The following is a 25,140-nucleotide window of genomic DNA, read 5'->3' as shown; positions in this document are numbered from 1 at the left end:
ATGGCGTGTGGCCATTCGCTGACCCACACCCTCGACCGTGCCTGTTGACCGCACGGTCCCCAAGCATTTCCCGTAAAGTTCATGAAGGACGCAACCATGCGTATCGTCTCCGGCATCCAGCCAACCGGCAACCTGCACCTCGGCAATTACCTCGGCGCCATCCGCAACTGGGTGAAGATGCAGGACGACATGGCCGCCCAGGGCGGACAGAGCCTCTACTTCCTCGCCGATCTCCACGCGATCTCGATGCCGCACGATCCGGCTGAACTCGCCGCCAACACGCGCGAGATGGTAGCAGCGCTGGTGGCCTGCGGCATCGATCCGGACCGTTCGATCCTGTTCAACCAGGCGCAGGTCCCCCAGCATGCCGAGCTGCAATGGCTGCTCAACGGCACGGCCCGCATGGGCTGGCTGAACCGCATGACGCAGTTCAAGGACAAGTCGGGCAAGAACCGCGAAGGCGCATCGGTGGCACTGTTTACCTATCCGGTACTGCAGGCCGCCGACGTCCTGCTCTATCAGGCGACGCACGTTCCGGTGGGCGAGGACCAGAAGCAGCACCTCGAACTGGCGCGCGACATCGCGCAGAAGTTCAACAACGACTTCGCTACGGAAGAAAACCCGGTCTTCACGCTCCCCGACCCGATCATCCCGCCCGAGGCCGCGCGCATCATGAGCCTGCGCAACGGCACGGCCAAGATGAGCAAGTCGGACCCGTCCGACATGAGCCGGATCAACCTGACCGACGATGCCGACACGATCATGCAGAAGATCAAGAAGGCCAAGACCGATCCCGAGCCGCTCCCGAGTGAAAAGGCGGGTCTCGAAGGGCGCGCCGAAGCGGCCAACCTCGTGGGGATCTACGCGGTCATGGCCGGCACCACGGTGGAGGCCGTCCTGTCCGAGTTCGGCGGCGAGGGCTTCGGCAAGTTCAAGCCGGCGCTCGGCGAACTGCTCGTCTCGAAACTGGCGCCGATCAACCACCGCTTCGTGGAGCTGCGCCAGGACCGCCCGGCGCTCGATGCGATCCTGAAAAAGGGCGCGGAAAAGGCACGCGCGCTGGCGGTACCAACGCTGGACAGGACCTACGACGCGCTCGGACTGGTGCGAGGCTGACCTTCGTCGCGGCAAGGCCGAGGCCATCCGGCGCGACACGGCTCCGGGTGGCTTCGGCAAGCTTTTGCCACGGGCATCGGGCGACGATCAGATGCCCAGCAGTTTCGCCCGCCGCGCCTTCCAGGGTTCGGCCAGCACGTCCAGCGCCCCGAGCGCTTCCAGCCCCTCGCGATCGCGCTTGTGGTCGCCGGCCACGAGCAGGCCGAAGGTGCGGGACACGGTCCATTCGCCGTGCGGCCGCTCCAGCAGCGTGATCGCATCGCCCGCGCCGACCTCGCCTTCCTCCAGCACGCGGTAGTACCAGCCCGCACGCCGCGCCTTCACCATGCGTGCATTGACCGGCAGGCCGCCGAAACGGTGGTCGAGCTTCCAGCACGGCTGGCGGCCCTGGCTGACTTCGACCAGCGCCGTGCCCAGCCGGTAGCGATCACCGATGCAGACCGTTTCCTCGGTCATGGCATGGGTCGAGATGTTCTCTCCGAAGGCGCCATAGTCCAACAGCAGCGGATGATCGCCCAGCACCTCGCTCCAGAATCCGTAGTGGTCGTGCGCGTAGTGGTGGATCGCCTTGTCCGGCCCGCCATGGACCGTCAGGTCCGCCTGTTCGTCGCCCGCCAGGCCAAGTCTATGCACGCGAACCGGCCCGTCGACCGGGACCTTGGCAATCGCGCTCGGCTTGTCAGGTCCCTGAAAGGATCGGACCTTACCACACTGGACGGAAAGGATGGGAACGGGGCTCGTCATCGGGTCGCACCCATCCTACATAATGAAGAGCCGTTCAAGCCGTGACAGCACATCTGGCCGGCGGATGAACGAGGCAGGGCGTCCGTCGCACCTGCCTCTCCATTCAACCGCTATTCAGGCCGTTGATTTTACGGCAGGATCGCAAGGAATCGAAGGCAAGCGCCGGATCGGGTGCAAGAGGCCCTTCGGGTCGTGGAGCGTAGCAATGATGACAAACAATCCGCACTCGCATTTCGGCAAGCTTCGCCTTGCCGCAGCCGCCATGCTGCTCATGGCTCTCGCCGCCTGCGCCGCGCCGTTCAAGGCCGACGTGTCGCGCTTCCAGTCGCAGCTGCCCGCTCCCGCAGGCCAGACCTTCGCCGTCGTCGCCGGCGATCCCGAACTGGCAGGCGGGCTGGAGTTCGCGCAATATGCCGGTCTCGTGCGGGACCGGCTGGCCAACCTGGGCTACGCCCCGGTCGAGGACCCGGGCAAGGCCAGCCTGATCGTGCGCTTCGACTACGGCGTCGACAACGGCCGGGAACGGGTGCGCTCCACCGGCTTTGCCCGATCGCCCTACTGGAGCCCTTGGTACGGCTACAGCCCCTATTACCGCCCCTATCCCATGGGCTACTGGGGCGGCCCGTGGCACTATGGCTGGTACGATCCGTTCTTCGATGACGGTATCGACGTGACCACCGTCTACACCAGCGGCATCTCGCTGAAGATCGACCGTGCCACCGACGGCGAACGCGTCTTCGAAGGCCAGGCCGAGGCAGTCTCGACCTCGAACCGCCTGCAATACATCGTCCCCAACCTCATCGAGGCAATGTTCACCGGCTTCCCCGGGAACTCGGGCGAGACCGTGCGCATTACCGTGGCGCCGGAGAAGAAGTAACACGAGCTGACTGGCTCCCCCTCCTGCGAGAGGGAGACACCGAGGGACGGGTCCGCCGCGACAGCGGGCCCGTCCTTTCGCTTTTCGGGGCGGGCCGCGCGCCGGCTCCGCAGGTCCGACATGCGAACCGGACCAGCCTTTCACCGCCTTCGCATGCCGTGCATTGCCATTGACCTGGGCGCGCCGACCCCCGAAGACTGGCGCCGATGAACACCTTCATGGCCATCATGTCGCAGCTCTTCTGGGGCGTGACCGCAGGCGCGCTGTCCGCCACCTTTTCCATGCTCGCAAAGGGCGTGGCGGTGCTGGGCGGGCTCGGCCTCGCAGGATGGTTCGGCCTGCGGCGCAAGGACCGCCGCCGTCCGGGCAAGGGCGAGGACTGAACGCAGGATGGCGGGCTGTTCGAATGGATCGCCGGGGAAGTGCTGCAGGGCATGGGCGAAACCATCCACCGGCGCTACGGCTGGTGCGGCCGCCTTTCCGTCGCGCTGGTGCTCGTGCTGATCCTGGACCTGCTGCCGTTGTGGGCCGGCGTCTTCACGCAAGGCGCCTGACGGATCAGCTCCCGAGCGAGACCACCCCGCCGGTCGAACCGAAGCCGCCTTCACCGCGCGCCGTCTCGTCCAGTTCATCGACCGGCAGCCAGGATGCGCGCGTGACGGGCGCCAGCACGAGCTGCGCCACGCGATCACCCCTGCGGATGTCGAAGGCTTCGCCGCCATGGTTGATGAGGATGACCTTCAGTTCCCCGCGATAGTCCGAATCGATCGTGCCCGGCGTGTTCGGCACGGTGATGCCGTGCTTGAGCGCAAGGCCCGAACGCGGGCGAACCTGTATCTCGAAGCCATAGGGAATGGCGACGGCAAGCCCCGTGGCGACGGCATGGCGCGCGCCCGGCGCGATCGTCACGTCCTCGGCCGAGACCACGTCCATCCCCGCCGCGCCGTCCGTGGCATAGACCGGCAGCGACAGCCCCTCGCCATGGGGCAGGACCTTGATCGGCACGGGAACTTCAGCGGGCGAATGCATCTGCCATCCTTTCGACGAGGATGCGCGCGACATCCTCCTTGGGCATTTCGGGAAGTGAAATCACGTCATCGCCGCGCACGATGTGGACGGCATTGGCATCGCCGCCCATGACATCGCCGGAAACGTCGTTGGCGATGATCCAGTCGGCCCCCTTGCGCTTGCGCTTTTCCTTGGCGTGCTCGATCACGTGTTCGGTCTCGGCGGCGAAGCCGATCAGCAGCGGCGGACGATCCGGCCGCGCGGCAACGCCGGCAAGGATGTCCGGGTTCTCGGTGAGCAGCAGCGCCGGCGGAGCCGAACCGCGCTTCTTGAGCTTTTCCTTGGCGATATTGGCCGTGCGCCAGTCCGCCACGGCGGCGACCATCACCGCGATGTCGGCGGGAAGCGCCTTCTTCACCGCCTCTGCCATCTGCAACGCGCTTTCGACATCGACGCGATCGACGCCCGGCGGCGTTTCGAGATGGACCGGGCCCGCCACCAGCGTGACGCGCGCACCGGCCCGTGCGGCGGCCGCGGCGATTGCGAAGCCCTGCTTGCCCGAAGACCTGTTGGCAATGTAGCGTACCGGGTCGATCGGCTCCCAGGTCGGCCCCGCGGTCACCAGTACATGGCGCCCCTTGAGCGGCCCGTCCCCGGGTAGCGGCGCGGCCGGCGCCTCGCCGAAGCTTTCCGGCGGAGCGGCATCGGCATGGTGCGAAAAGAGATGATTGATCGCGGCCGGATCGGTCGGCGGCGCGGCGCGCGCGGCGCCTTTCTTCGCGACCAGCAGGGACGCGGCAGGGGACGGCGACTCCCGGGTCACCGACCTGCGCGATGCCGGATCCTCATCTTCCTGACCGAACGTGATCGCCTTCTTGGCACGCTGCAGCCCGCGTGAGATCATCGAGCCGGTCAGGCCGCCCAGGCCGAGCCCTTCGGGTGCGGCCGGCTCCGGTTCGGGCTCATCGAACCTGGGCTGCCACTGCGCCGGATCGGGCTGCGGCTCGGGTTCGGGAAGACGGTGCGTCTGCGGTAGGGCGGGGTGGGGGTACGGCTCGGGCACCGAGCCCGGCAAGGGCGCCACCTCGACCGGGTCCAGCCCCAGCGCCCAGGCAATGCGCTGCCAGATCGCCTCGGGATCGGGCAGGCGCCCGGGCCCGAATTCGCCGCAGGCCATGCTGCCCTCGTCGGGCTCCATCACGTCGACCCCAGCCTCACGCAGGATCTGCACGTTGCGCATGGTCGCGGCGTGCTGCCACATGCGCACGTTCATCGCCGGTGCCACCATGACCGGCTTGTCGGTCGCCAGCAGCATCGTCGTCGCCAGATCGTCGGCGATCCCCGAAGCCATCTTGGCGATCAGGTCCGCCGTCGCCGGACAGATCACGACGAGATCGGCCTCGCGGCTGAGCTGGATGTGCCCCATCTCGGCCTCGTTCTTGAGGTCCCACAACGTGGTGTAGACAGGCTTTTCCGAGAGGGCTGCCAACGCCATGGGCGTGACGAATTTCGTACCTGCCTCGGTCAGCACGCAGGTAACCTCGCCCCCTTCCTTGCGGATGGTACGGACGAGCTCGCAGGCCTTGTAGGCGGCGATGCCGCCACCCACGACCAGAAGTATGCGGGGTCCATTCATTGTCGGGGCTTGTGCAACAGCGTTCATGGTCACGCAATCAGTTTACGGCCGCAACCGGCGATCGGGCCCGCAATCGCGCCGCCGCGACAAGGTCCGAAAGCGCGCGCGGCGCGAATACGATGCCCGCGAACATGGCGGGCGCGATCACCGCCCCCCAGTAGAAATTATCCCAGCGCCCTGCAAACATGAAGGCCAGCCCATAGCCCGCGCTCAGCAGGAAACCGAAGAGGCCGCCGCGCCCTTTCCAGCCGAGCCAGCCGAAGGTCATCAGCACCACTGCGGGTCCGGCCAGGACATGCGGAAGCCAGCGAAGATTGCTCGACTGCACGACATTGGCGAGCCAGCCGGACAGCCCGCGCATGACCAGCCAAGGCGCGGAATGCGGATCGCTGGGCAGCACGTCGCGCGCGACCAGCGAAAGGTGCAGGGCCAGCGCCACGAAGAACACCGCGACCAGCGCGCTCCACGCCGCCGCCTCGCGCCAGTTGCGATACCACAGCGCGGCAGCCGCCATCAGCAGCACGAACGGCAAGGCATGCTCGCGAATCGCCAGGGCCAGCGCACCGGCGTAGAACGCTCCGATCCACCGGCCGCCCTGCCCATTCACGCCAATGCGGTGCAGGCCGAACGACAGGGCGATCAGCCCGCCTGCCCAGAGTTCGTGCAAGGGGAAGTAATGCCGGTTGAGCCCGAGCGAGGCCCCGACGAAGACCATCGCCGTCGCCATCCGCCGCAGGCGCGGCGAGACGCCCTCCTCGCCGAAGCGGCGCCACCATGCGGCAACGATGCCCAGCATCAGGGCAATGGCCGCGACGATCTGGCCGGGCGTGCCCAGCCAGGCATCGAGATAGGCAAGCGTCGGCATGCGCACGGCCAGCCCCGGATTTACCGGGTAGTTGCGGGCGCGCTGCTCGGAGACGATGAAATCGTAATAGTTCTCGCCATGGGCGATACGATCGATGGCCACTTCGTAGAGCGCGATGTCCTCGTCGTAGGGCTCGTCGGCCACGCTGGCCGAGGTGCTGATCGAGACCGGTCCCTCGACCGGCCCCGCCCACGGCGAGCGGTTGCCGGGCTTGCCGACCGGGACCAGCGCCGAAGCGAGAAGAAGCAGTGCCAGCACGGCCAGGACGACGCGCGCCAGGGACGGGGACCAGTGCGCGAAACGACCGGACGCCGCCCCGGCGCCCGCCGTCGACGCACTTGCGCCTTCGGCTGTCGCTAGCTCAGTAATGTCCAGTACGTGAACGCCCATGTGGCAGCACCCCCCAGGATTGCGGCCACAACATACCCCACCCAGTGGTTACTTTCGCGTTTACGCGGTTCACCTAGGCCGAGGATAAGCTTCATGTCGGGCAGCGGCGCCTGTTCGGGCGCGCCGCCCTTGGGCGGGAATTTCTCTTCGATCCGGCGCACCAGCGCGGGCAGGCGGGCAAGCGTGCCCAGATCCTCGCGCAAGCGGTCGGCCACCATGGCCTCGGGGCCCAGCTCGTCGCGGATCCAGCTTTTCACGAAGGGGCCGGAAACGTCCCACATGTTGATCTGGGGATCGAGCGCGGTCGCCAGCCCCTCGACCATGACCATGGTCTTCTGCAGCAGCAGCAGGTGCGGCTGGACCTGCATGTCGAAATCGCGGGTGATCGCGAACAGACCGTCGAGCATCTGGCCGACCGACAATTCGGACACCGGCTTGCCGCGCATCGGCTCGCCCACCGCGCGCAGTGCCGTCGCGAATTCCTCGGCCGAATGGTAGGCGGGCACGTATTGCGCCTCGAAGTGGATTTCGGCGACGCGGCGGTAATTGCCCGTGGTCAGGCCATAGAGGATCTCCGCCAGCCACAGCCGCGCCTGCCGGTTGATCCGGCCCATGATGCCGAAATCGATGGCAACGATCGTGCCGTCGCGCTGCACGAACAGGTTGCCCTGATGCATGTCGGCATGGAAAAAGCCGCTGGAAATCGCCTGGGTCAGGAAGGTGATCACCAGCCGGCGCGCCAGCGCGGACATGTCGTGCCCGGCCGCGCGCAGGGCATCGAGATCGCTCATCTTGATGCCGTCGACCCATTCGACCGTCAGCACCGATCCATTGGTGCGGTCCCAGTCGATGTCGGGGACGCGGTAGCCCTCGATGCCGGTCATCGCCTCGGAAAGCTCGGAGGCCGAGGCCGCCTCGCGCCGCAGGTCCAGCTCGCGCAGGGTCCAGCGCTTGAGGTTGTCGATCACCGCGCGCGGACGCAGGCGCGCCGCCTCGCCACCCAGCGCCTCGAGATGCGCGGCGGCCCATTCGTAGGTCTCGACGTCGCGTGCGAACTTCTCGCGGATCTGCGGGCGCAGCACCTTGACCGCGACCTGCCGCCCGTCGGTGGTCATCGCGCGGTGGACCTGCGCGATCGAGGCTGCGCCGATAGGCTCCTCCTCGATACTGGAGAACAGCGCGTCGATCGGCTTGCCGAAGGTGTCTTCGATCTGCGCGCGGATCTGGGCGAAGTCCACCGGCGGCAGGCTGTCCTGCAACGTCAGCAGGTTGCGCGCGGGGCCCTCGCCGACGAGATCGGGCCGGGTCGCGAGCGCCTGGCCGAGCTTGATAGCGGCCGGGCCGATTTCCTGGAAGGCACCCGCATAGTCCGGCTCGCCCGGCTGGCGCGTGCCGAAGCGGGCCACGCGGCACAGGCGCTTGACCACCGCGGGCGCATTGCGGTCGTTCTCGATCCCGCGCAACGCCCCGTGCCGCGCGAGCACACGCCCCCATTTGAGAAGGCGTGCAATGTGTGTGACGGGACGAGTCAAAGGAGCACCTCGCGCCGCAAAGCCGCGAGCCCATGATCTCCCCTCCCGCATGCGGGAGGGGTCGGGGGAGGGCATGTGCCCGTTCGCGGCAGCATTGTCGTAAGGTCGAGAGCGGACACGCCCTCCCCTACCCCCTCCCGCACGCAGGAGGGGAACTGGCGGACTTCACGACTTCGTGTGAAGATCACCCTGTTAAACCTTCCAGCCCGAATGAATCGCGACGAGGCCGCCCATGATCGGCTCGACCTTGGTATGCTTGAACCCGGCCTCGCGGATCATGCGTTCGAATTCGGGCATGGGCGGAAAACGGCGGATCGATTCGATCAGGTAGCGGTAGGAATCGGCATCGCCCGCGATGGCCTTGCCGATCCGGGGCACCAGATGGTGCGAATAGGCGTCGTAGGCCTCCTTGAAGCCTGGCCATTCGGTCGTCGAGAATTCCAGGCAGAAGAAGCGTCCGCCGTACTTGAGCACGCGGAACGCCTCGGCCAGCGCCTTGTCGATGTGGGTGACGTTGCGGATGCCGAACGCAATCGTATAGGCATCGAAAATGCGGTCCGGGAAGGCCAGCTCCTCGGCATTCTGGCGCGACCAGACGAGGGTATCGATCCCGCGCTCCATGGCGCGCTCGATGCCGACGTCGAGCATGTCCTGATTGATGTCCGAGACCGTGATGGAAGCGCCCGCTTCCTCCATGCGGAAGGCGATGTCGCCGGTGCCGCCCGCCATGTCGAGGATCTGCTCGCCTGGCTGCGGCCTTACCCGGCGCACGAACTTGTCCTTCCACAAACGGTGCATGCCGACCGACATGGCATCGTTCATCACATCGTACTTGCGCGCGACGTTCGAAAAGACGGCGCCGACGCGTCCGGCCTTCTCCTCGGGGGCGACATCTTCGTAGCCGAAGGAAACGGTATCGTTCATGGGGCGGGCTTTAAGCGCAATTCCCGCCCGCGCAAAGAGCGATGAGGCAATTACGGCAGGAAGGAGCCCACCAGAGCGGCCCCGTCACCGCGTTACTCGCACGCCTTGCCGTCGCGGTCGCGGTCGAGACCCGGCCGATAACCGGGATCGCCGCGCCGCAGAGGCGCCACTCCGGCGGCCCGCGCAGCAGCGCAATTGGGGTAATAGACCTGGCCTCCCGGCAACCGAACCGGCCGGGCAGCCGGCTTTGGTTGCGGCGCGCTGGCAGCGCCCGAGCGATGGCAATGGTACTCGCCGGTCTTGCGGTTGTTATGGCAACCCGCCGCATTCAGCCCGCCCGGATGGGCAGGCGCCGCAGATGCGGCAAGGGCAGCAAGCGCCGGAAAGGCAATCGGCCACTTCATGCCCGCAGGATGGGATTAACGCAGTGTAATGTCCAGCCGGTGGCGCATGCTTGTCTGCCCCGCCCCCTGGCCGTAAGCCATGACCATGGAGGACAAGCGCGAACCCAAACGGCGGAATCCCGCCAAGACACAGGCCCGGATACTCGACGCCGCATTCGAGCTGTTCTCCTCGCAAGGTTATGCCCGGACCGGCATGCGCGAAGTCGCCGAGCGCGCCGATGTCGCGACCTCGCTGGTCGTGCGCTATTTCGGCACCAAGGCCGCGCTGTTCGAGCAGGCACTGGTCCGGGCGATTTACGAGAGAGGCTTCTTCGTCCGCTCCAAGCCCAATTTCGGCGAACGAATGGCCGCGCTGGTGGTGGGTGACGAAGAGGCCCGCATCCCGGCCATGATGGTGCTGGCGATCGCCGATCTGGAATCGCGCGAAATCGCCCAGAAAATCACGCGCGACGTGGTGCTGAAATCGCTGGCCGACTGGCTGGGCCCGCCGGACGCGCAGAACCGGGCGCTGCACATGCTGACCCTGATGAACGGCTTCACGATCCAGACGCGGCACCTCAGGACCGGCGATGTCCCGCCCGAATCGGTGCGCTGGCTGGCCCGTTCGCTGCAGGCGATCGTCGACGAGGAGAATGCCCCCGTGAACTGACGGCCGCCTTGCCTCCGCCCGGGCAGTCATGATAATTGGCACAGGTGTTCACTTATAGGCCGGCACAGAAGCGGCCATGTGGGAGAGGCAAGGCCATGGCCACCCGGCAGATCGACTATGCCACCGAAGAAGCGCAGCCCGTTCCGGTCACGGCCGAAGAAGGCGAGCCGATCGAACTCAAGCGCACTTACTGCAAGGTCTGCATGACGAGCTGCGGGCTGGTGGCCGAAGTCGCGGGCGATTCGAAGATCCTCAAGGTCAAGGCAGACCCCCAGCACCCGATCACGCAGGGCTACAGCTGCCCCAAGGGCCGCGCCACGGGGCAGATCTACCACCTCGACCATGCGATCACCCGGCCGATGATGCGCAAGGACGGCGCGCTCGTCGAAGTCTCGTGGGAGGAGGCGCTCGACGACATTGCCGTGCGGCTGCGCAGGATCATCGACGAACACGGCCCCGATTCGGTCGGCATGTATTTCGGCAGCGGCCTCGGCCTCGATTCCGCCGGCTATTCGATGGAAGAGGCGTTCTACAACGCACTGGGCACCCCGCCCAAGTTCACGCCGCTGACCAACGACACCACCGCCAAGGTGATGATCGCGGGCACCATGGCGAAATTCTACGGCATCAATCCCAAGACCGATTACGACAATTGCCAGATGGTGCTCTACGTGGGCACCAACCCGATGGTCAGCCACGCCCACAACACCGGCATGTTCAAGCCGGGCAACTGGCTCAAGGCGATCAACAAGCGCGGCGGCGAGATCTGGGTGATCGACCCGGTGCGCACCGAGACCGCCAACTTCGCCAGAGGCCACATCGCCGCCTATCCCGGGCGCGACTATGCCGTGCTCGCCTGGATCGTACGCGAGATTCTGGCGGATGGCCCGCTCGATCCGCACCAGCCGGTGAAGAACCTCGACAAGCTGCGCGCCCTGCTCGCGGATTACGACCGCGCCAGGGCTGCCGAGATTGCAGGCGTTCCCGAAGAACAGCTTCAAGGCCTGCTCGACGCGATCCGCCGCCGCAAGATCGTGGCGATCGAGACCGGCACCGGCACCGGCATGTCGCCGGGCGGCAACCTCACCGTGTGGTTCGCCTGGCTGATCATGATCCTGACCGGATCGATGAACGTGAAGGGCGGCACATGGATCCACCCCGGCGCGCTGTTCCCGTTCGACAAGTTCGTCGACCACCTGCCGCTGCTGGACAGTGCCTTCACCCCCGGATCGCACGTGCGGCCCGACGTGAAGGGCATTTGCGGCGACTGGCCCTGCGCCGTGCTGCCCGAGGAGATCGAGCAGGGCTACATGCACGCCCTGTTCAATTTCGGCGGCCACCTGTTCCGCTCGTTCCCCGACGTGCATGCGCTGGAAGCCGCGCTGCCCAAGCTGGATCTGCTCGTCAGCACCGAGATCACGCACAACGAGCTCAGCGGCTATTGCACCCACATCCTGCCGACCAAGAGTGCGGTCGAGCGCAACGAGTTCACGCGCTGGGACACGCTGAACTGGAGCGTGAACCTCCAGTACGCGCCCGCACTGGTCAAACCGATGGGCGAGCGGCGCTCGGCCTGGTGGGCGATCGCGCAGATCATGCGCCGTGCCGACCTGCCCGTGCCCAACCACGTGCCGACCGAACACAGCGACGAGAACGACGAGCTGATGCAGTCGATGCTGCTCGCCAATGCGCGCTGCAGCTGGGACGAGCTCAAGGAAAAGCGCGTGGTGGAATTCCCGCGCGAACTGCCCGCCCCCTGGGTTGACCGGCATTTCGAGCGCACCGGCGGCTGGGAACTGGTTCCCGCCGAACTGGAAGCGCAGTGGCTGCAATTCCGCGCCGAGGACGAAGCCATGCTGGGCAAACGCAAGCCGCTGGTCTTCACCTCACGCCGCCAGCGCCGCAAGTTCAACGGCCAGATCGACTTCCTGGGCGAGATTGCGGACTGCCTGATCCACCCCGATACGGCGGCCGAACACGGCATTGCCGACGGCCAGCAAGTGCGCGTCTCCAACAAGTCGGGCGAAATCGTCGTCACCGCAAAGGTCGATCCGACCATGCGCCCCGGCATCTGCTCGATCCCGCACGGCCACAAGGACGCCAACGTCAACAATCTGACCTGCGCGCACGACATGGACCCGCTGGGCGGCATGGCACATTACAGCGCCGTGCCCATCGCGATCGAGCCCGTCTGACCGCGCCGATACCGATCAGGACCAGCGTGACCTTAATGCATTAACTGCCTGCGCCCCTTAGCGTTTCCTTAGCGACATCGGGTTATCGTCGCAGTCTGGGCCGTCTGCATGCGGCCAGAGGGTACAAAGCAGGGTCGGATCTTTGAGCGTCAAACGAGGCATTGCCGAACTGTCCCGGCGGCACCAGTTGCTGGTGCCAATCGCCGGCATGACGTTCGGCACGCTCGCACTGCTCGTACTGCTCGCCACGTTCCTCATCGTTTCCTTCGACTGGACCGCGTCGAACCGCGAACAGCAAATGGTCGAGCAGGGCTTTCAGCGCCAACTTGAGCAATACGATGAAATCCTTGTCCCGCAGGCCGACTGGGATGCCGCGGTCACGAACCTGGACCACAAATTCAATGAACAGTTCGCGGACGTCAATTTCAGCGCCCAGCTCTACATGTTCAACGGCTTCACGCGCAGCTTCTTCGTCGATGGTGACGGCAAGCTGCTCTACGCCTCGGTAGACGGCAAGAAAGCGGACAAGACGGCATTCGCCCCCTTTGCCGGGACCATTTCGAAGCTGCTCGCGCCGATCCGCAAGGCCGAAGCCCGCCGCCCGCCGATCAGGCCGAGCACCACGAGCGGGGACACGGTCACCCAGCCGATCCAGGCCAACGGCATCGTCCGCGTCGGAAGCACGGTCTACATCGTCATTGCCACACTGATCCAGCCGGACCTCGGCAAGGTCCTGCCCAAGGGCCCCCGGGCCCCCGTGGTAATCATGGCCATGCCGGTCGACCGATCGGTGCTGAATACCCTGGCGACCCGTTATCTCGTCGACGACCTCGAACTTGTCGATGCCTCCTCTTCGAATGGAATAGGCAAGGCCTATTTCCCGCTGCTCGATCCCACGGGGCGCGAGATCGCGGCACTCGTCTGGGCCCCGCGACGGCCCGGCGCGATGCTGTTCCAGGACTTGAAGCTGCCGATGCTGGCCGCCCTCGTCCTGCTGATATTCGCCGGATGGGTCCTGATCAGGCGCAGCGGGGCGATCGTCGACGAACTGATCCTGAACGAAAAGCAGGCCAAGCACCTGGCCTATCACGACCAGCTCACCCGCGTGCCCAACCGTTCGCTGCTGTTCGAACGCCTGCCCGTCATGCTGGGCGAGGTCGGCCGTACCACGCCGATGCTGGCCATTCTGTGCGTCGACCTGGACCGCTTCAAGGAAGTGAACGACACGCTGGGCCATCCGGCGGGCGACCAGTTGCTCAAGCTCCTCGCGGAGCGCCTGCAGGCGGCATCGGCGCAGACCGAGAATGCACTCATCGCGCGTCTCGGCGGCGACGAGTTCGTTCTCGTCTGCCCGGTGCAGGATCGACAGGCGGCCGAAGCCCTGGCCAATCGCTGCCTCGACCTGATCCTGCAACCGATGGATTGCGAATACGGCCAGATCGACGTCGGCTGTTCGGTCGGCGTGGCGCTCATCGATGACGGCAAGGTCGATCCCTCGATCGTCCTGCGGCGCGCGGACATGGCGCTCTATCAGTCCAAGGCCGACGGCAAGGGACGCGTGACCTTCTTCGAACCCGGAATGGACGAAGCGTTCCAGACGCGCCGGGGTATCGAGGAAAGCCTGCGCGCCTCGCTACGGGACGATACCTTCCACGTCGTCTACCAGCCGCAAGTCGACGTCGAGGGGAACGTGCCCGCGGTCGAGGCCCTGCTGCGCTGGAAACATCCCGAACTCGGAGAGATATCGCCATCGGTGTTCATTCCTCTGGCCGAGGAATGCGGGCTCATCATGCCCATCGGCGAATTCGTCATGCGCCGCGTCTTCGAGGAAACGGGGCGCTGGTGCAACCTGCGCGTCGCGATCAACGTTTCGGCAGTCCAGATGCGCACGCCGGGCTACGCGACGCAGGTCATGCAGCTCGCCGCCCGAACCGGCATCGACCCCTCGCGTTACGAAATCGAGCTGACCGAGACGGCGCTGCTCGGCGATGGCCCCGCGACTGCCGAAAACTTCGAGATCCTGCGACGTTTGGGCTTTTCCATCGTGCTCGACGATTTCGGGACGGGCTATTCCAGCCTCAGCCTGCTGCACCGCTTCCACGTCGACAAGATCAAGATCGACCGCACCTTCGTCCATGGACTGGGCGAAAGCGGGGAAGTCAACGCGCTGGTGACCGCGATCGTCAAGCTCGCCAAGTCCTTCAACCTCGGCGTGATCGCGGAAGGCGTAGAAACCGAGGAGCAGCTGCGCGAACTGACGCTGGCGGGCTACAGCATGTTCCAGGGGTTCCTGACCGGAATGCCACAGCCAGCCGGAGAAATCGCCGCGCGCTACGAGCCCGCCGCCACGATGCGACTGCAGGCCTGATCGGCCGGTCAGCCGACCTGGGCGAGGACCGCGTTGCTGTAACCCGGGTCGTCCGTCACTTCGCGTCCAATCCAGTCCGGCAGCACGACATGCTCGTCGGCAGCGTCCAGTTCGATCTCCGCCAGGATCAGACCCTCGTGATCGCCGTCGAACACGTCCACTTCCCAGACCCGCCCGTTCCCGGCGGGGACCAGATAGCGGGTCTTCTCGATGATCCGCCCGATGCGCAGGTCCAGCATGGCCTGTGCATGTTCGAACGGCACGGGATATTCGAACTCCGCGCGCGCCAGCGCCGCCCCGTCCACACTGCCCGCCGCCTTGACCGTCAGCCTTGCTTCGCGCTCGTCCACCAGACGGATGCGCACGCTCGCAGCGCCGCCTTTCGAGAGGTAGGCCTGACGAATGCGCCTGGAGCCGGTAACCCCGTCGCGCCAGCCGTCCCCGTCGACCAGGAACTTGCGTTCGATTTCAATTGTCATGCCCGGTCCCCGGCCCCGTCGTCATACATCGCCGTCATCCGCCCTGCCGTTTCCCCCGCGCCTCCGCGCAGCCGGCGCGCCAGATCCGCCACAGCGCCTGCCAGTGATCGACCACGGCATCGACCGGTTGGGCCAGAAGCCGCGCGGAAAGCGGCGCAATCTGCCGTTCGAGCCGCACGCGCCGCCTGCCCGCGAGCTTCAGCAGGGCCTGTCCCGCACCCGCGTGGGCGCTGCCGGGCGGAAGACTGCCCAGACGCTCCTCAAGCACGCAGACGTCGTGATGCAGGCCCAGCATATCGGCAAGCCGGCTCAGCTCGCCCGCAAGCGGACGCATCATCTCCGGCCAGATCGGCATCATGAGACGGACGTGATACCAGTGGTATTTCATGAGCTTGCGTAGTTCATGATAGTGCAGGGCGCTCGGCTCGTTCTCGACCGTGCGGGCAGCTCCCCGCGCCTTGCGCAGGACCTTGCCCAGCCCCGCGCCCAGGACGTCCCGGTCCGCACCTTCCAGCGTCCAGTTGTCCACGCGCTTGCGGGCCGCCTTCAGCAGCGCGCGCGCCTGCCCGAGCCGGTCCGCGCCGGTTTCCCCCTGCAAGGCACCCGTCGCTTCGGGGGCGATCTGCTCGCGGAGCGGCACGAACGGGCCCGGGTCGGGTGCATCCGTCATCAGCAGATCGAAAGTATCGAGCAGGACCTTGGCGTCGCGGGCACCGGCCAGCAGGCCCGCAATCTCGCGAAATTCGGTGTTCTCCCGGGCGTAGCCGGCGAAACCCGGGCGGACCAGGCGGACGAGCGCGCGGATTTTCTTGCACGCCTTGCGAACCTCGTGCGTGGCCACGTCGCCGCCCTGCGTATCGATCGCGGACAGCGCGCCGTCGATCTGCTCGCGCGCGATCCGGCGTACCGCCCGTTCCACCGAGCGATCACCCGCCCTGAATCTGTAGGCCATTCGTGCCTCCGCGATCGCAGTGCCCCATCGGCGCGACCATGCCCGCCTTTGTCACGAAAGGACAACACTTGTTCGGAGACGGCAAGGGCCAAAACGAAAAGGGCGGCCCCGAAGAGCCGCCCTTCCCATTTTCGTTCCGGAAGAACCGGGTCGAAGATTACTTGAGCTCGACGGTGCCGCCGGCTGCTTCGATCTTCGCCTTGATTTCCTCGGCTTCCGCCTTGTTGACGCCTTCCTTGACGGCCTTCGGAGCACCTTCGACGAGAGCCTTGGCTTCGGCGAGGCCCAGACCGGTGATGGCGCGGACTTCCTTGATGACCTGGATCTTCTTGCCACCGTCGCCGGTCAGAACGACGTCGAATTCGTCCTTCTCGGCAGCAGCGGCACCGGCGTCACCACCGCCAGCGGCGGGAGCGGCAACGGCAACGGCAGCAGCGGCGGAAACGCCCCATGCTTCTTCCAGGGCCTTGGCGAGGTCAGCCGCCTCGAGGACGGTCAGCTGCGACAGTTCTTCAACAAGCTTGGCGATATCGGCCATGATACTTTACTCCTGATCTGTGGTCCCGGTGGGCGTCATGCCGCAAGCCGGGATAAATCGTTTCGAAACGTTCTGCTTCCGCTTGGCCTTTCGCGATTTCCGGGCGCCGGGCAGCCCGGCTGGAAATCGCTTGGGGCTTGCTCTCAGGCAGCGTCCTTGGCGGCGTAGGCGCCGAAAACGCGCGCCAGCTTGGCCGCCGGAGCGGTCTGAAGCTGGGCGATCTTCGTGGCCGGAGCCTGGACGAGACCGATGAGCTTGGCGCGCAGTTCGTCGAGCGAGGGCATCGAGGCGAGAGCCTTGACACCTTCCGCGTTCAGAACCTGCGAACCCATTGCGCCGCCGACGATCTCGATCTTGTCGGTCGTCTTCGCGAAATCGACAACGGCCTTGGCGGCAGCGACGGGGTCGACCGAAGTCGCGATGGCCGTCGGGCCGGTCAGGAAGTCGCCGATACCGTTGTAGTCGGTGTCCGCAATGGCAAGCTTGGCAAGACGGTTCTTCGCAACCTTGTAGGATGCACCGGCTTCACGGATCTTCGTGCGCAGTTCGGTGGACTGAGCCACCGACATGCCGAGGTTGCGGGTGACGACCACCACGCCGACCTCGTTGAAGACCGCGTTGAGCTGGGCAACCGATTCGGCTTTTTGCGAACGATCCATGCCTTACTCCTTCACATGTGACCGCTTGGAGCGTGATCCCGATCTGGGCACCCCGCACGGCCGGCTACGTTTGTCCGCACCGCTGACGCGGCACGGGCTGGTCCGTTCGATGGGGAAGGAGCTGCGCCGAAACGCAAAAGTGGCACCGCACTGCAGGAGCGAGGGGCCGGAAAATTTCCTGTTCCCCGTCTAGGCTGGAAATTAAGGGGCAAGCCCCACCAACTGTCTCGGACGGATGAACGGCAAGGCTTCGATGATTCTCGGCCTGCCGGTCGGGGCGGGCCATTGGCCCAAACGTCGCGAAGAGTCAAGCCTGACGCGGATTCCCGAAGAGCCGGGCCCGGCCCGGCCGGACGATCTTCGTCGCCACCATGAATACGTATCTTCACCTATGATTGCGCCAACCATTCGTTAATCCGGGCCTGTCAGCCTCGTGGTTTCACACGGGGGGGGCATGGACAGCCAGGAGGCGGTTCGCATGCAGTCAGGTCCTTACCAGCCTGTTCCTTTCGCGGTCGGCGGCGTCACGCGACCGCGCCCCGCGTCTGCCGCCACCATCGACGGCCCCGGCCCCTCTCGCCATTTCGGCCCCGAGGACGCCAACGGCTTCAAGCCCATGTTCTTCACGCGCGATGCGCAGGAAAACGACGCCGAGGCCCAGCTGCGCCTCGACTGGGAACAGGCCACCGCGCGCATGGTCGCGAAAGCCTATTCGAATGAAAACCCCAACGAAAAAGGGACGCTCGTCGACCTGTCGGTCTGAGCGCCCCCTTTCAGGTTCCCGGCCGGGCGGGACCGCTATTCCGAGCCTCCCGAGCGGTATTCCAGCAGATCACCGGGCTGGCAGTCCAGCTCCCTGCAGATCGCCTCTAGCGTGGTGAAGCGGATCGCCTTCGCCTTGCCGGTCTTGAGGATCGAGAGGTTGGCGAGGGTGATGCCGATACGCTCGGCCAGTTCGGTCAGCGTCATGCGGCGCTCATGGAGCAGATCGTCGAGCCGGACCACTATCCGGGCTCCTTCGTTTCCTGTTTCACAGCCAGCCATCACACCGTTCCCCCGACTTCGTCCTGAAGGCGTTGGCAGCAGGTCTCGCCCGAGAGCACGGGTGTGCGAAACAAGTCCAGTCCCAGATCCATCACACGGTTCCTTCCAGCTCGGCGCGCATCTCTGCACCCTTGCGGAACACGCGGGCGAGGATGAACAGGATAAGCACGAGCAGCAGTCCATTGCCGTCGACACCGGTAACCCTGATGTCCACCCCGTCGGCGCCGGCACCTTTGGTCACTTCGTGAATCCACATGCCGATACGGGTGAGCGGCAGGCTGACGACCTGCACGGCAAGTGTCAGCCACGCCATCTGCGTCAGCCGCCTGGCATTGACCGGCACGAAGGGATCGCCCGCGCCCACGGTGTCGACGATCTGCTTGAGCAGCTGGAATATGCGGAACAGCAAGGCCAGCAATATCGCCGCGAGCAGGCAGACCGCCGCAATGGCCAGAACGAAATGCGGCGCATCCAGCCCCGGCATTTCCTTCGCGAGGTCGACCATGATCTGGTCGCGCATGACGAGGACGGCCGGCACGGCAACGATGGTGGCAATCGCCGCGAGCACCATCACCCCCATCAGCAACCAGAGGATGCCCTTGGCGATGGCGAGCAGCGGATCTCGGGTGATCGAGGTCATGACAGGTTGCTCCGGAATTACATCAGCGCCGGGGTGTAGGCGCCCGAGGACGCCACGACCACGACGCCCTGGCCGGCAGGCGCAGTCGCTTGAGCCGGGGTCGATACGGTGGGAAGCCAGATGGCCGTCATCAGGACGACGGCCATTATGGCGGCAATGGAGCGAGGGGCGCTCCGAGGCTCTTGATTGGTCATTTCATGTTCTCCGATATGCGTCATAGCGAAATTCAATAATCTCGATTCGACTTATTGTCAAACGATAATATCGAAAAACAATATGCTCCTGATCGAATTACGAGAAGGCGCAGCTCCCGCCCTAAAGCAGCGCCCTGATCCGCCTGCCGAAATCGCGCCGTTCCCACAGCTTGAGGAACACGGTCAGGACATGAAGGCAGTTGCGGGCCGGATCGATGGCCAGGATCGCGGGATCGTGCGGGCCGCTTGCCTCGCCAATGCCGGGCAGACGGAACTCGATGATCTCCGGGAACGCCAGGACGCGCGCGACGCCCATGGTGGCGATATGGACCATGAGGTGGTTCTCCAGCGCCTCGGTCGTGATCGCCGGACCACCGGCCCGCCGGTACTCCTCGACGAAGAGGGCCAGCAGCGCGTCGAGATGGACATCCCAGATGTCGTGATGCGCGGCCGAAAGCGCGCCCCATAGCGTCGCGCCGAAAGTGATCTGCCCGCCCCGCCCCCAGTCGATCAGACCGCAGCGCAGGACGGAGCCCTCGTGCCAGAAGAAGCAGTTGTCGATATGCGCGTTCCAGTGGTTGAGCGCGATCATCGCCGGATCGCCGGTCAGGAAGCGTTGCAGCACGGCTTCGTGCTCACGGATCGACAGTGCTTCGCTGCGCATCCGGTCCAGAAATGCGCCGGACCGCACTTCGGCGGGAAAGTGCTGCGGACAGCGCAGGACGAACTGGCGGCAATGATCCAGCTCCGCCTCGAGCGCCGGCCGGTCGTGACGGATCGGGTCCGCGCTGCCGGCGACCGGGTCCCACGGGAACAGCACCTCGATGTCGGGCGACAGGCGGCCCGACTTGTGCGCGCCGGCCAGCCGGGCAAGCGCTGTAACCGTGGCCCTGTAATAGGGGATCGGATCGTCCATGGTCAGGAAATCGAGGCACTTCGCGCGATGCGCCTCGATCACGCCCTCGCCGAAGGCAATACGCTCGGTGATGACGAGCCCGGTGCCTGTCTCCATCTCGTAGTCGGCGAAGAACGGCCTGGCCACCGCCACGGGAAACCCGGGATCGCGGGCAAGTGCCATGAACGCAACTTCGGCCGCCATTTCGTAGCGGCCGGGATGATCGCGGCGGAAATCCGCGAAATCGCGCGAGAACTTCACGAAGAGCGCGGTCGGCAGCGCGGGCTGCGGCTTTTCGTATGCGACGTCGAGGAAGAACTTGGCCCCGGTGCTCCCACCCGGGCAACGCTCCAGCCGGACGATGCGCGCCACGGCATTGTCCGGCGCGAGCGATCCGAAACGGCGAAAGGCGGCCGTCAGCCAGGGCGCGCCCTCCTCGCGAAGCGCCTCGCCGTGCGCGGGGATGATCATCCCGGTTTCATCGCCCATGGTGCGGTCGAGACGGACGGGTTCGGGAACGGGCTGCGGTATCGTCATGACCGTTCCTTATGCCATCGCGGAGCCGTTTGACACGCCGCCGGCGCGATCCTATATGGCCCCTTCGCTCGGCGCTTCGAGCAAGGCGGGTCCATGCGCGGGGACACGCTCGGGAAGGAAGCGATCCGGGTTTTCATCTGACGCGAAGGCTGCAGGCCGCAAGTGAGCCCTAATCCCAGGGATTCCTTGCATGCCGAGCGGCCTTTTGGCGTTTCGATGGTCCGTCCCAAAGGCGGAAAATCACGTCCTCGCGAAGACGAAAAAGTTTCGGCCGGTGCTTTCGAATCGGCCCCCTAGTGAAGCGAAGAGGCAACAGACCCACATGGCGACCAAGCCCCTCGATACCCGCCGCTCCGTCAAGAAGCGGATCCGCAAGATCTTCGGCGACATCCACGAAGTCGTCCAGATGCCCAACCTCATCGAGGTCCAGCGCGAGAGCTACGAGCAGTTCCTGCGCTCAGATCCCTCGGTGGGCTATGTCTCGGGCCTCGAAAAGACGCTGCGCTCGGTGTTCCCGATCCGCGACTTCGCCGGCACCAGCGAACTGGACTTCGTCCACTACGAGCTGGAAGACCCGAAGTACGACGTGACCGAATGCCGCCAGCGCGGCATCACCTACGCGGCTCCGATGAAGGTCACGCTGCGCCTGATCGTGTTCGAGGTCGACGCCGAGACCGAGACCCGCTCCGTCCTCGATATCAAGGAGCAGGACGTCTACATGGGCGACATGCCGCTCATGACCGAGAACGGCACGTTCTTCATCAACGGCACCGAGCGCGTCATCGTCTCGCAGATGCACCGTTCGCCGGGCGTGCTGTTCGACCATGACCGCGGCAAGACCCACTCCTCGGGCAAGTTCCTCTTCGCGGCCCGCGTGATTCCGTACCGCGGTTCCTGGCTGGACTTCGAGTTCGACGCCAAGGACATCGTCAACGTGCGTATCGACCGCAAGCGCAAGCTGCCGGTCACCTCGCTGCTCTATGCCCTGGGCCTCGACAGCGAAGGCATCCTCGACCACTTCTACGAAACCGTCACCTGGAAGCGCGGTGAAGGCGGCTGGCGCCTGCCCTACACCCCCGAGGCATGGCGCGGCGTGAAGCCGACCTTCGACATCGTCGATGCCAAGTCGGGTGAAGTCGTGTTCGGCGCCGGCCACAAGATCAGCCCGCGCGCCGCCAACAAGGCGCAGAAGGACGGTCTCGAGGAACTCCTCATCCCCACCGAGGAAATCTTCGGCCGCTTCATCGCCGAGGACATGATCGACGAGTCCACCGGCCGCATCTACATCGAGGCGGGCGACGAAGTCACGCCGGAAAACCTCGAGGCGCTCGACGCCGCCGGGATCGACCAGCTCAACCTGCTCGACATCGACGACGTCAACACCGGCCCGTGGATCCGCAACACCATGAAGGCCGACAAGGCCGAGAACCGCGACATGGGCCTCGAGGCGATCTACAAGGTCATGCGCCCGGGCGAGCCGCCGACGAAGGAAACCGCCGAAGCGCTGTTCGAAGGCCTGTTCTTCGATGCCGACCGCTACGACCTTTCGGCCGTGGGCCGCGTCAAGCTGAACATGCGTCTGGGCCTCGATGCCGAGGACACCGTCACCACGCTGCGGACCGAGGACATCCTCGCCGTGGTCAAGGAACTGGTCGGCCTCAAGGACGGCAAGGGCGAGATCGACGACATCGACAACCTCGGCAACCGCCGCGTGCGTTCGGTGGGCGAGCTGCTCGAGAACCAGTACCGCGTCGGTCTGCTGCGCATGGAACGCGCAGTCAAGGAACGCATGAGCTCGGTCGACGTCTCGACCGTGATGCCGAACGACCTCATCAACGCCAAGCCCGCCGTGGCCGCCGTTCGCGAGTTCTTCGGTTCCAGCCAGCTCTCGCAGTTCATGGACCAGACCAACCCGCTGTCGGAAGTCACCCACAAGCGCCGCGTCTCGGCGCTTGGCCCGGGCGGCCTTACCCGTGAGCGCGCCGGCTTCGAAGTCCGCGACGTTCACCCGACGCACTACGGCCGCATCTGCCCGATCGAGACGCCGGAAGGCCCGAACATCGGTCTGATCAACTCGCTGTCCACCTTCGCCCGCGTCAACAAGTACGGCTTCATCGAGACGCCGTACCGCAAGGTGGTCGACGGCAAGGTGACCGGCGAGGTCGTCTACCTCTCCGCCATGGAAGAGCAGAAGTATACCGTCGCCCAGGCTTCGGCCGAACTGAACGCGGACGGCAACTTCGTCGAGGAACTGGTCTCGGCCCGCCAGAGCGGCGAGTTCGTGATGAGCCCGCGCGATCAGGTCACGCTGATGGACGTTTCGCCCAAGCAGCTCGTCTCGGTCGCCGCCTCGCTCATTCCATTCCTGGAAAACGACGACGCCAACCGCGCTCTCATGGGCTCGAACATGCAGCGTCAGGCCGTGCCGCTCGTGAAGGCGGACGCTCCGTTCGTCGGCACCGGCATGGAAGAGACCGTCGCGCGCGATTCGGGCGCCGCCATCGCCGCGCTGCGTGCCGGCGTGGTCGACCAGGTCGACGCCACCCGTATCGTCATCCGCGCATCGGGCGACATCGAGCCGGGCAAGTCGGGCGTGGACATCTACCGCCTGCAGAAGTTCGAGCGCTCGAACCAGTCGACCTGCATCAACCAGCGTCCGCTGGTGAACGTGGGCGAGGTCGTCGAGGCCGGCACCATCATCGCCGACGGTCCCTCGACCGAGTTCGGCGAACTGGCGCTGGGCCGCAACGTACTCGTCGCGTTCATGCCCTGGAACGGCTACAACTACGAGGACTCCATCCTCATCTCCGAGCGGATCGTGAAGGACGACGTCTTCACCTCGATCCACATCGACGAGTTCGAGGTCATGGCCCGCGACACCAAGCTGGGTCCGGAAGACATCACCCGCGACATCCCGAACGTCGGCGAGGAAGCCCTGCGCAACCTCGACGAGGCGGGCATCGTCTACATCGGCGCCGAAGTGCACCCGGGTGACATCCTCGTCGGCAAGATCACGCCGAAGGGCGAAAGCCCGATGACGCCGGAAGAAAAGCTCCTGCGCGCCATCTTCGGCGAAAAGGCCTCCGACGTGCGCGACACCTCGCTGCGCCTGCCGCCGGGCGTTTCGGGCACCATCGTCGACGTGCGCGTGTTCAACCGCCACGGCATCGAGGTGGACGACCGTACCCGCGCGATCCAGAACGAGGAAATCGAACGCCTCGCCAAGGACCGCGAGGACGAGCGCGCCATCCTCAACCGCGCGACCTACAACCGCTTGGCTGAAATGCTGCTCGGCCAGGTCGCCGCTTCCGCGCCCAAGGGCGTGAAGAAGGGCCTGGAGATCACCGACGAAGTCCTCGCCGAAGTCGAGAAGCACGAATGGTGGAAGTTCGCCGTCGCGGACGACCACATGCAGGGCCAGCTCGAAGCGGTGAAGACCCAGTACGACGCGACCGTCAAGGCGATCCAGGAGAAGTTCGAGGACCGCAAGGAAAAGCTCGAACGCGGCGACGAACTCGCCCCGGGCGTGCTCAAGATGGTCAAGGTCTTCGTCGCGGTGAAGCGCAAGCTGCAGCCGGGCGACAAGATGGCCGGCCGTCACGGTAACAAGGGTATCATCAGCCGCATCCTGCCGCTGGAAGACATGCCCTTCCTCGAGGACGGCACCCCGGTCGACTTCGTGATGAACCCGCTCGGCGTGCCTTCGCGCATGAACGTCGGCCAGATCTTCGAGACGCACCTCGGCTGGGCCGCCCGCGGCCTGGGCGCGCGGATCGGCGAGGCTCTGGACGCATGGCGTGCGGCGAACCCGAACCCCGAGGCCGGCCAGCCGCCCGAGGCGGTTCGCGAACTGCTCACCGAGATCTACGGCGACAACTACGCCGAAGACATCGCCGCGCGCAGCGACGAGCAGATCGTCGAGTTCGCCGGTGCCGTCCGCAAGGGCGTGCCGATGGGCTCGCCGGTGTTCGACGGCGCGATCGAGAAGGACGTGACGGACATGCTCAAGCTTGCCGGTCTCGACGAGAGCGGTCAGGTGGACCTGTTCGACGGCCGCACCGGCGACCGGTTCGACCGCAAGGTGACCGTGGGCATGAAGTACGTGCTCAAGCTGCACCACCTTGTCGACGACAAGATCCACGCCCGTTCGATCGGCCCCTACTCGCTCGTCACCCAGCAGCCGCTGGGCGGTAAGGCGCAGTTCGGCGGCCAGCGCTTCGGTGAGATGGAGGTCTGGGCACTCCAGGCCTACGGCGCGGCCTACACGCTGCAGGAAATGCTCACGGTGAAGTCGGACGACGTGGTCGGCCGCACCAAGGTCTACGAGGCGATCGTCAAGGGCGACGACACCTTCGAGGCCGGCATCCCCGAGAGCTTCAACGTGCTCGTCAAGGAAATGCGCTCGCTCGGCCTCAACGTCGAACTCTCCTCGCTCAACGACGGCGAGGATGGCGAAGACGTGGCCGAGGCGGCGGAATAACGGATCGGGCGGAG

Annotated in this window: 23 protein-coding genes; 8 read left to right on the top strand and 15 right to left on the bottom strand. The window is 65.7% G+C overall.

Going from position 1 to position 25,140, the window contains the following annotated elements; genetic code table 11:
• Positions 1-96 precede the first annotated feature (96 nt).
• Complete coding sequence (trpS, locus tag NZK81_RS05880) at positions 97-1,116, top strand: tryptophan--tRNA ligase (protein WP_260044828.1); 1,020 nt, start codon at positions 97-99, stop codon at positions 1,114-1,116.
• An 87-nt stretch (positions 1,117-1,203) separates the two neighbouring features.
• Here the strand turns inward: trpS and NZK81_RS05875 are convergent, their stop codons facing one another.
• Positions 1,204-1,860 carry an MOSC domain-containing protein gene (locus NZK81_RS05875; protein ID WP_260044826.1) on the bottom strand — a complete coding sequence of 219 codons (657 nt, stop codon included), beginning with the start codon at positions 1,858-1,860 and terminating at the stop codon, positions 1,204-1,206.
• Between the two features lie 208 nt (positions 1,861-2,068).
• On the opposite strand from NZK81_RS05875, the gene NZK81_RS05870 reads away from it, so the two are divergent.
• Both NZK81_RS05870 and NZK81_RS05865 read left to right on the top strand, forming a co-directional pair.
• Entirely contained in the window at positions 2,069-2,737 is a 669-nt protein-coding gene (locus NZK81_RS05870) for a DUF4136 domain-containing protein (RefSeq protein ID WP_260045327.1), read from the top strand.
• A gap of 206 nt (positions 2,738-2,943) precedes the next feature.
• On the top strand, positions 2,944-3,120 hold the full coding sequence (locus NZK81_RS05865) for a hypothetical protein (protein WP_260044824.1): 177 nt from the start codon (positions 2,944-2,946) through the stop codon (positions 3,118-3,120).
• Between the two features lie 175 nt (positions 3,121-3,295).
• Here the strand turns inward: NZK81_RS05865 and dut are convergent, their stop codons facing one another.
• The 6 genes from dut to NZK81_RS05835 form a co-directional block, all read right to left on the bottom strand.
• Positions 3,296-3,766: a dUTP diphosphatase gene (dut, locus tag NZK81_RS05860; protein WP_260044822.1), complete on the bottom strand. Its 471-nt coding sequence runs from the start codon at positions 3,764-3,766 to the stop codon at positions 3,296-3,298.
• Positions 3,750-5,381, bottom strand: a complete 1,632-nt coding sequence (locus NZK81_RS05855) for a bifunctional phosphopantothenoylcysteine decarboxylase/phosphopantothenate synthase (protein WP_260044820.1) — start codon at positions 5,379-5,381, stop codon at positions 3,750-3,752. The genes dut and NZK81_RS05855 overlap by 17 nt, the downstream gene beginning before the upstream one ends.
• Before the next feature lie 37 nt (positions 5,382-5,418).
• A complete protein-coding gene (locus tag NZK81_RS05850; protein ID WP_260044819.1) occupies positions 5,419-6,636 on the bottom strand; it encodes a hypothetical protein in 1,218 nt (405 codons plus the stop codon).
• Positions 6,603-8,168: a 2-polyprenylphenol 6-hydroxylase gene (gene ubiB / locus NZK81_RS05845; RefSeq protein ID WP_260044817.1), complete on the bottom strand. Its 1,566-nt coding sequence runs from the start codon at positions 8,166-8,168 to the stop codon at positions 6,603-6,605. Before ubiB ends, NZK81_RS05850 begins: the two co-directional genes overlap by 34 nt.
• Before the next feature lie 192 nt (positions 8,169-8,360).
• Entirely contained in the window at positions 8,361-9,092 is a 732-nt protein-coding gene (locus NZK81_RS05840; protein ID WP_260044816.1) for a class I SAM-dependent methyltransferase, read from the bottom strand.
• 92 nt (positions 9,093-9,184) lie between these two features.
• On the bottom strand, positions 9,185-9,496 hold the full coding sequence (locus NZK81_RS05835; RefSeq protein ID WP_260044814.1) for an excalibur calcium-binding domain-containing protein: 312 nt from the start codon (positions 9,494-9,496) through the stop codon (positions 9,185-9,187).
• A gap of 79 nt (positions 9,497-9,575) precedes the next feature.
• On the opposite strand from NZK81_RS05835, the gene NZK81_RS05830 reads away from it, so the two are divergent.
• From NZK81_RS05830 to NZK81_RS05820, 3 genes are all read left to right on the top strand, one after another.
• Positions 9,576-10,145 (top strand): TetR/AcrR family transcriptional regulator, encoded by a 570-nt coding sequence (locus NZK81_RS05830; RefSeq protein ID WP_260044812.1) that lies wholly within the window; start codon positions 9,576-9,578, stop codon positions 10,143-10,145.
• A gap of 95 nt (positions 10,146-10,240) precedes the next feature.
• Positions 10,241-12,340, top strand: a complete 2,100-nt coding sequence (locus NZK81_RS05825) for a molybdopterin-containing oxidoreductase family protein (RefSeq protein ID WP_260044810.1) — start codon at positions 10,241-10,243, stop codon at positions 12,338-12,340.
• Between the two features lie 142 nt (positions 12,341-12,482).
• Positions 12,483-14,708 (top strand): bifunctional diguanylate cyclase/phosphodiesterase, encoded by a 2,226-nt coding sequence (locus NZK81_RS05820; protein WP_260044808.1) that lies wholly within the window; start codon positions 12,483-12,485, stop codon positions 14,706-14,708.
• 8 nt (positions 14,709-14,716) lie between these two features.
• Here the strand turns inward: NZK81_RS05820 and NZK81_RS05815 are convergent, their stop codons facing one another.
• From NZK81_RS05815 to rplJ, 4 genes are all read right to left on the bottom strand, one after another.
• Positions 14,717-15,187 carry a CYTH domain-containing protein gene (locus NZK81_RS05815; protein ID WP_260044806.1) on the bottom strand — a complete coding sequence of 157 codons (471 nt, stop codon included), beginning with the start codon at positions 15,185-15,187 and terminating at the stop codon, positions 14,717-14,719.
• A 34-nt stretch (positions 15,188-15,221) separates the two neighbouring features.
• Entirely contained in the window at positions 15,222-16,139 is a 918-nt protein-coding gene (locus tag NZK81_RS05810; RefSeq protein ID WP_260044804.1) for a CHAD domain-containing protein, read from the bottom strand.
• Positions 16,140-16,296: 157 nt separating this feature from the next.
• Positions 16,297-16,677, bottom strand: coding sequence for a 50S ribosomal protein L7/L12 (gene rplL / locus NZK81_RS05805; RefSeq protein ID WP_260044802.1), 381 nt, complete (start codon positions 16,675-16,677; stop codon positions 16,297-16,299).
• A 143-nt stretch (positions 16,678-16,820) separates the two neighbouring features.
• Positions 16,821-17,336, bottom strand: a complete 516-nt coding sequence (gene rplJ / locus NZK81_RS05800; RefSeq protein WP_260044800.1) for a 50S ribosomal protein L10 — start codon at positions 17,334-17,336, stop codon at positions 16,821-16,823.
• A gap of 478 nt (positions 17,337-17,814) precedes the next feature.
• Between rplJ and NZK81_RS05795 the strand changes: the two genes are divergently transcribed.
• Positions 17,815-18,099, top strand: coding sequence for a hypothetical protein (locus NZK81_RS05795; RefSeq protein ID WP_260044797.1), 285 nt, complete (start codon positions 17,815-17,817; stop codon positions 18,097-18,099).
• A gap of 35 nt (positions 18,100-18,134) precedes the next feature.
• Here NZK81_RS05795 and NZK81_RS05790 read toward each other — a convergent pair whose 3' ends face one another.
• From NZK81_RS05790 to NZK81_RS05775, 4 genes are all read right to left on the bottom strand, one after another.
• A complete protein-coding gene (locus NZK81_RS05790) occupies positions 18,135-18,380 on the bottom strand; it encodes a helix-turn-helix domain-containing protein (protein ID WP_260044795.1) in 246 nt (81 codons plus the stop codon).
• Positions 18,381-18,471: 91 nt separating this feature from the next.
• Positions 18,472-19,020, bottom strand: coding sequence for a DUF2975 domain-containing protein (locus NZK81_RS05785; protein ID WP_260044794.1), 549 nt, complete (start codon positions 19,018-19,020; stop codon positions 18,472-18,474).
• 17 nt (positions 19,021-19,037) lie between these two features.
• The gene (locus NZK81_RS05780) at positions 19,038-19,214 is read right to left on the bottom strand and encodes a hypothetical protein (RefSeq protein ID WP_260044793.1); all 177 of its coding nucleotides are present in this window, start codon (positions 19,212-19,214) and stop codon (positions 19,038-19,040) included.
• 121 nt (positions 19,215-19,335) lie between these two features.
• Entirely contained in the window at positions 19,336-20,646 is a 1,311-nt protein-coding gene (locus NZK81_RS05775; protein WP_260044791.1) for a hypothetical protein, read from the bottom strand.
• Between the two features lie 322 nt (positions 20,647-20,968).
• Here NZK81_RS05775 and rpoB point away from each other — a divergent pair, with 322 nt between their 5' ends.
• Positions 20,969-25,126, top strand: coding sequence for a DNA-directed RNA polymerase subunit beta (rpoB, locus tag NZK81_RS05770; RefSeq protein WP_260044789.1), 4,158 nt, complete (start codon positions 20,969-20,971; stop codon positions 25,124-25,126).
• The last annotated feature ends 14 nt before the right edge of the window (positions 25,127-25,140 follow it).

It is taken from the genome of Novosphingobium mangrovisedimenti (assembly GCF_025153475.1).
GTDB classification, from domain to species: domain Bacteria; phylum Pseudomonadota; class Alphaproteobacteria; order Sphingomonadales; family Sphingomonadaceae; genus Novosphingobium; species Novosphingobium mangrovi_A.
The sequence above is the reverse complement of the archived record's forward strand: the minus strand, read 5'-3'. Positions and strand labels throughout refer to the sequence as shown.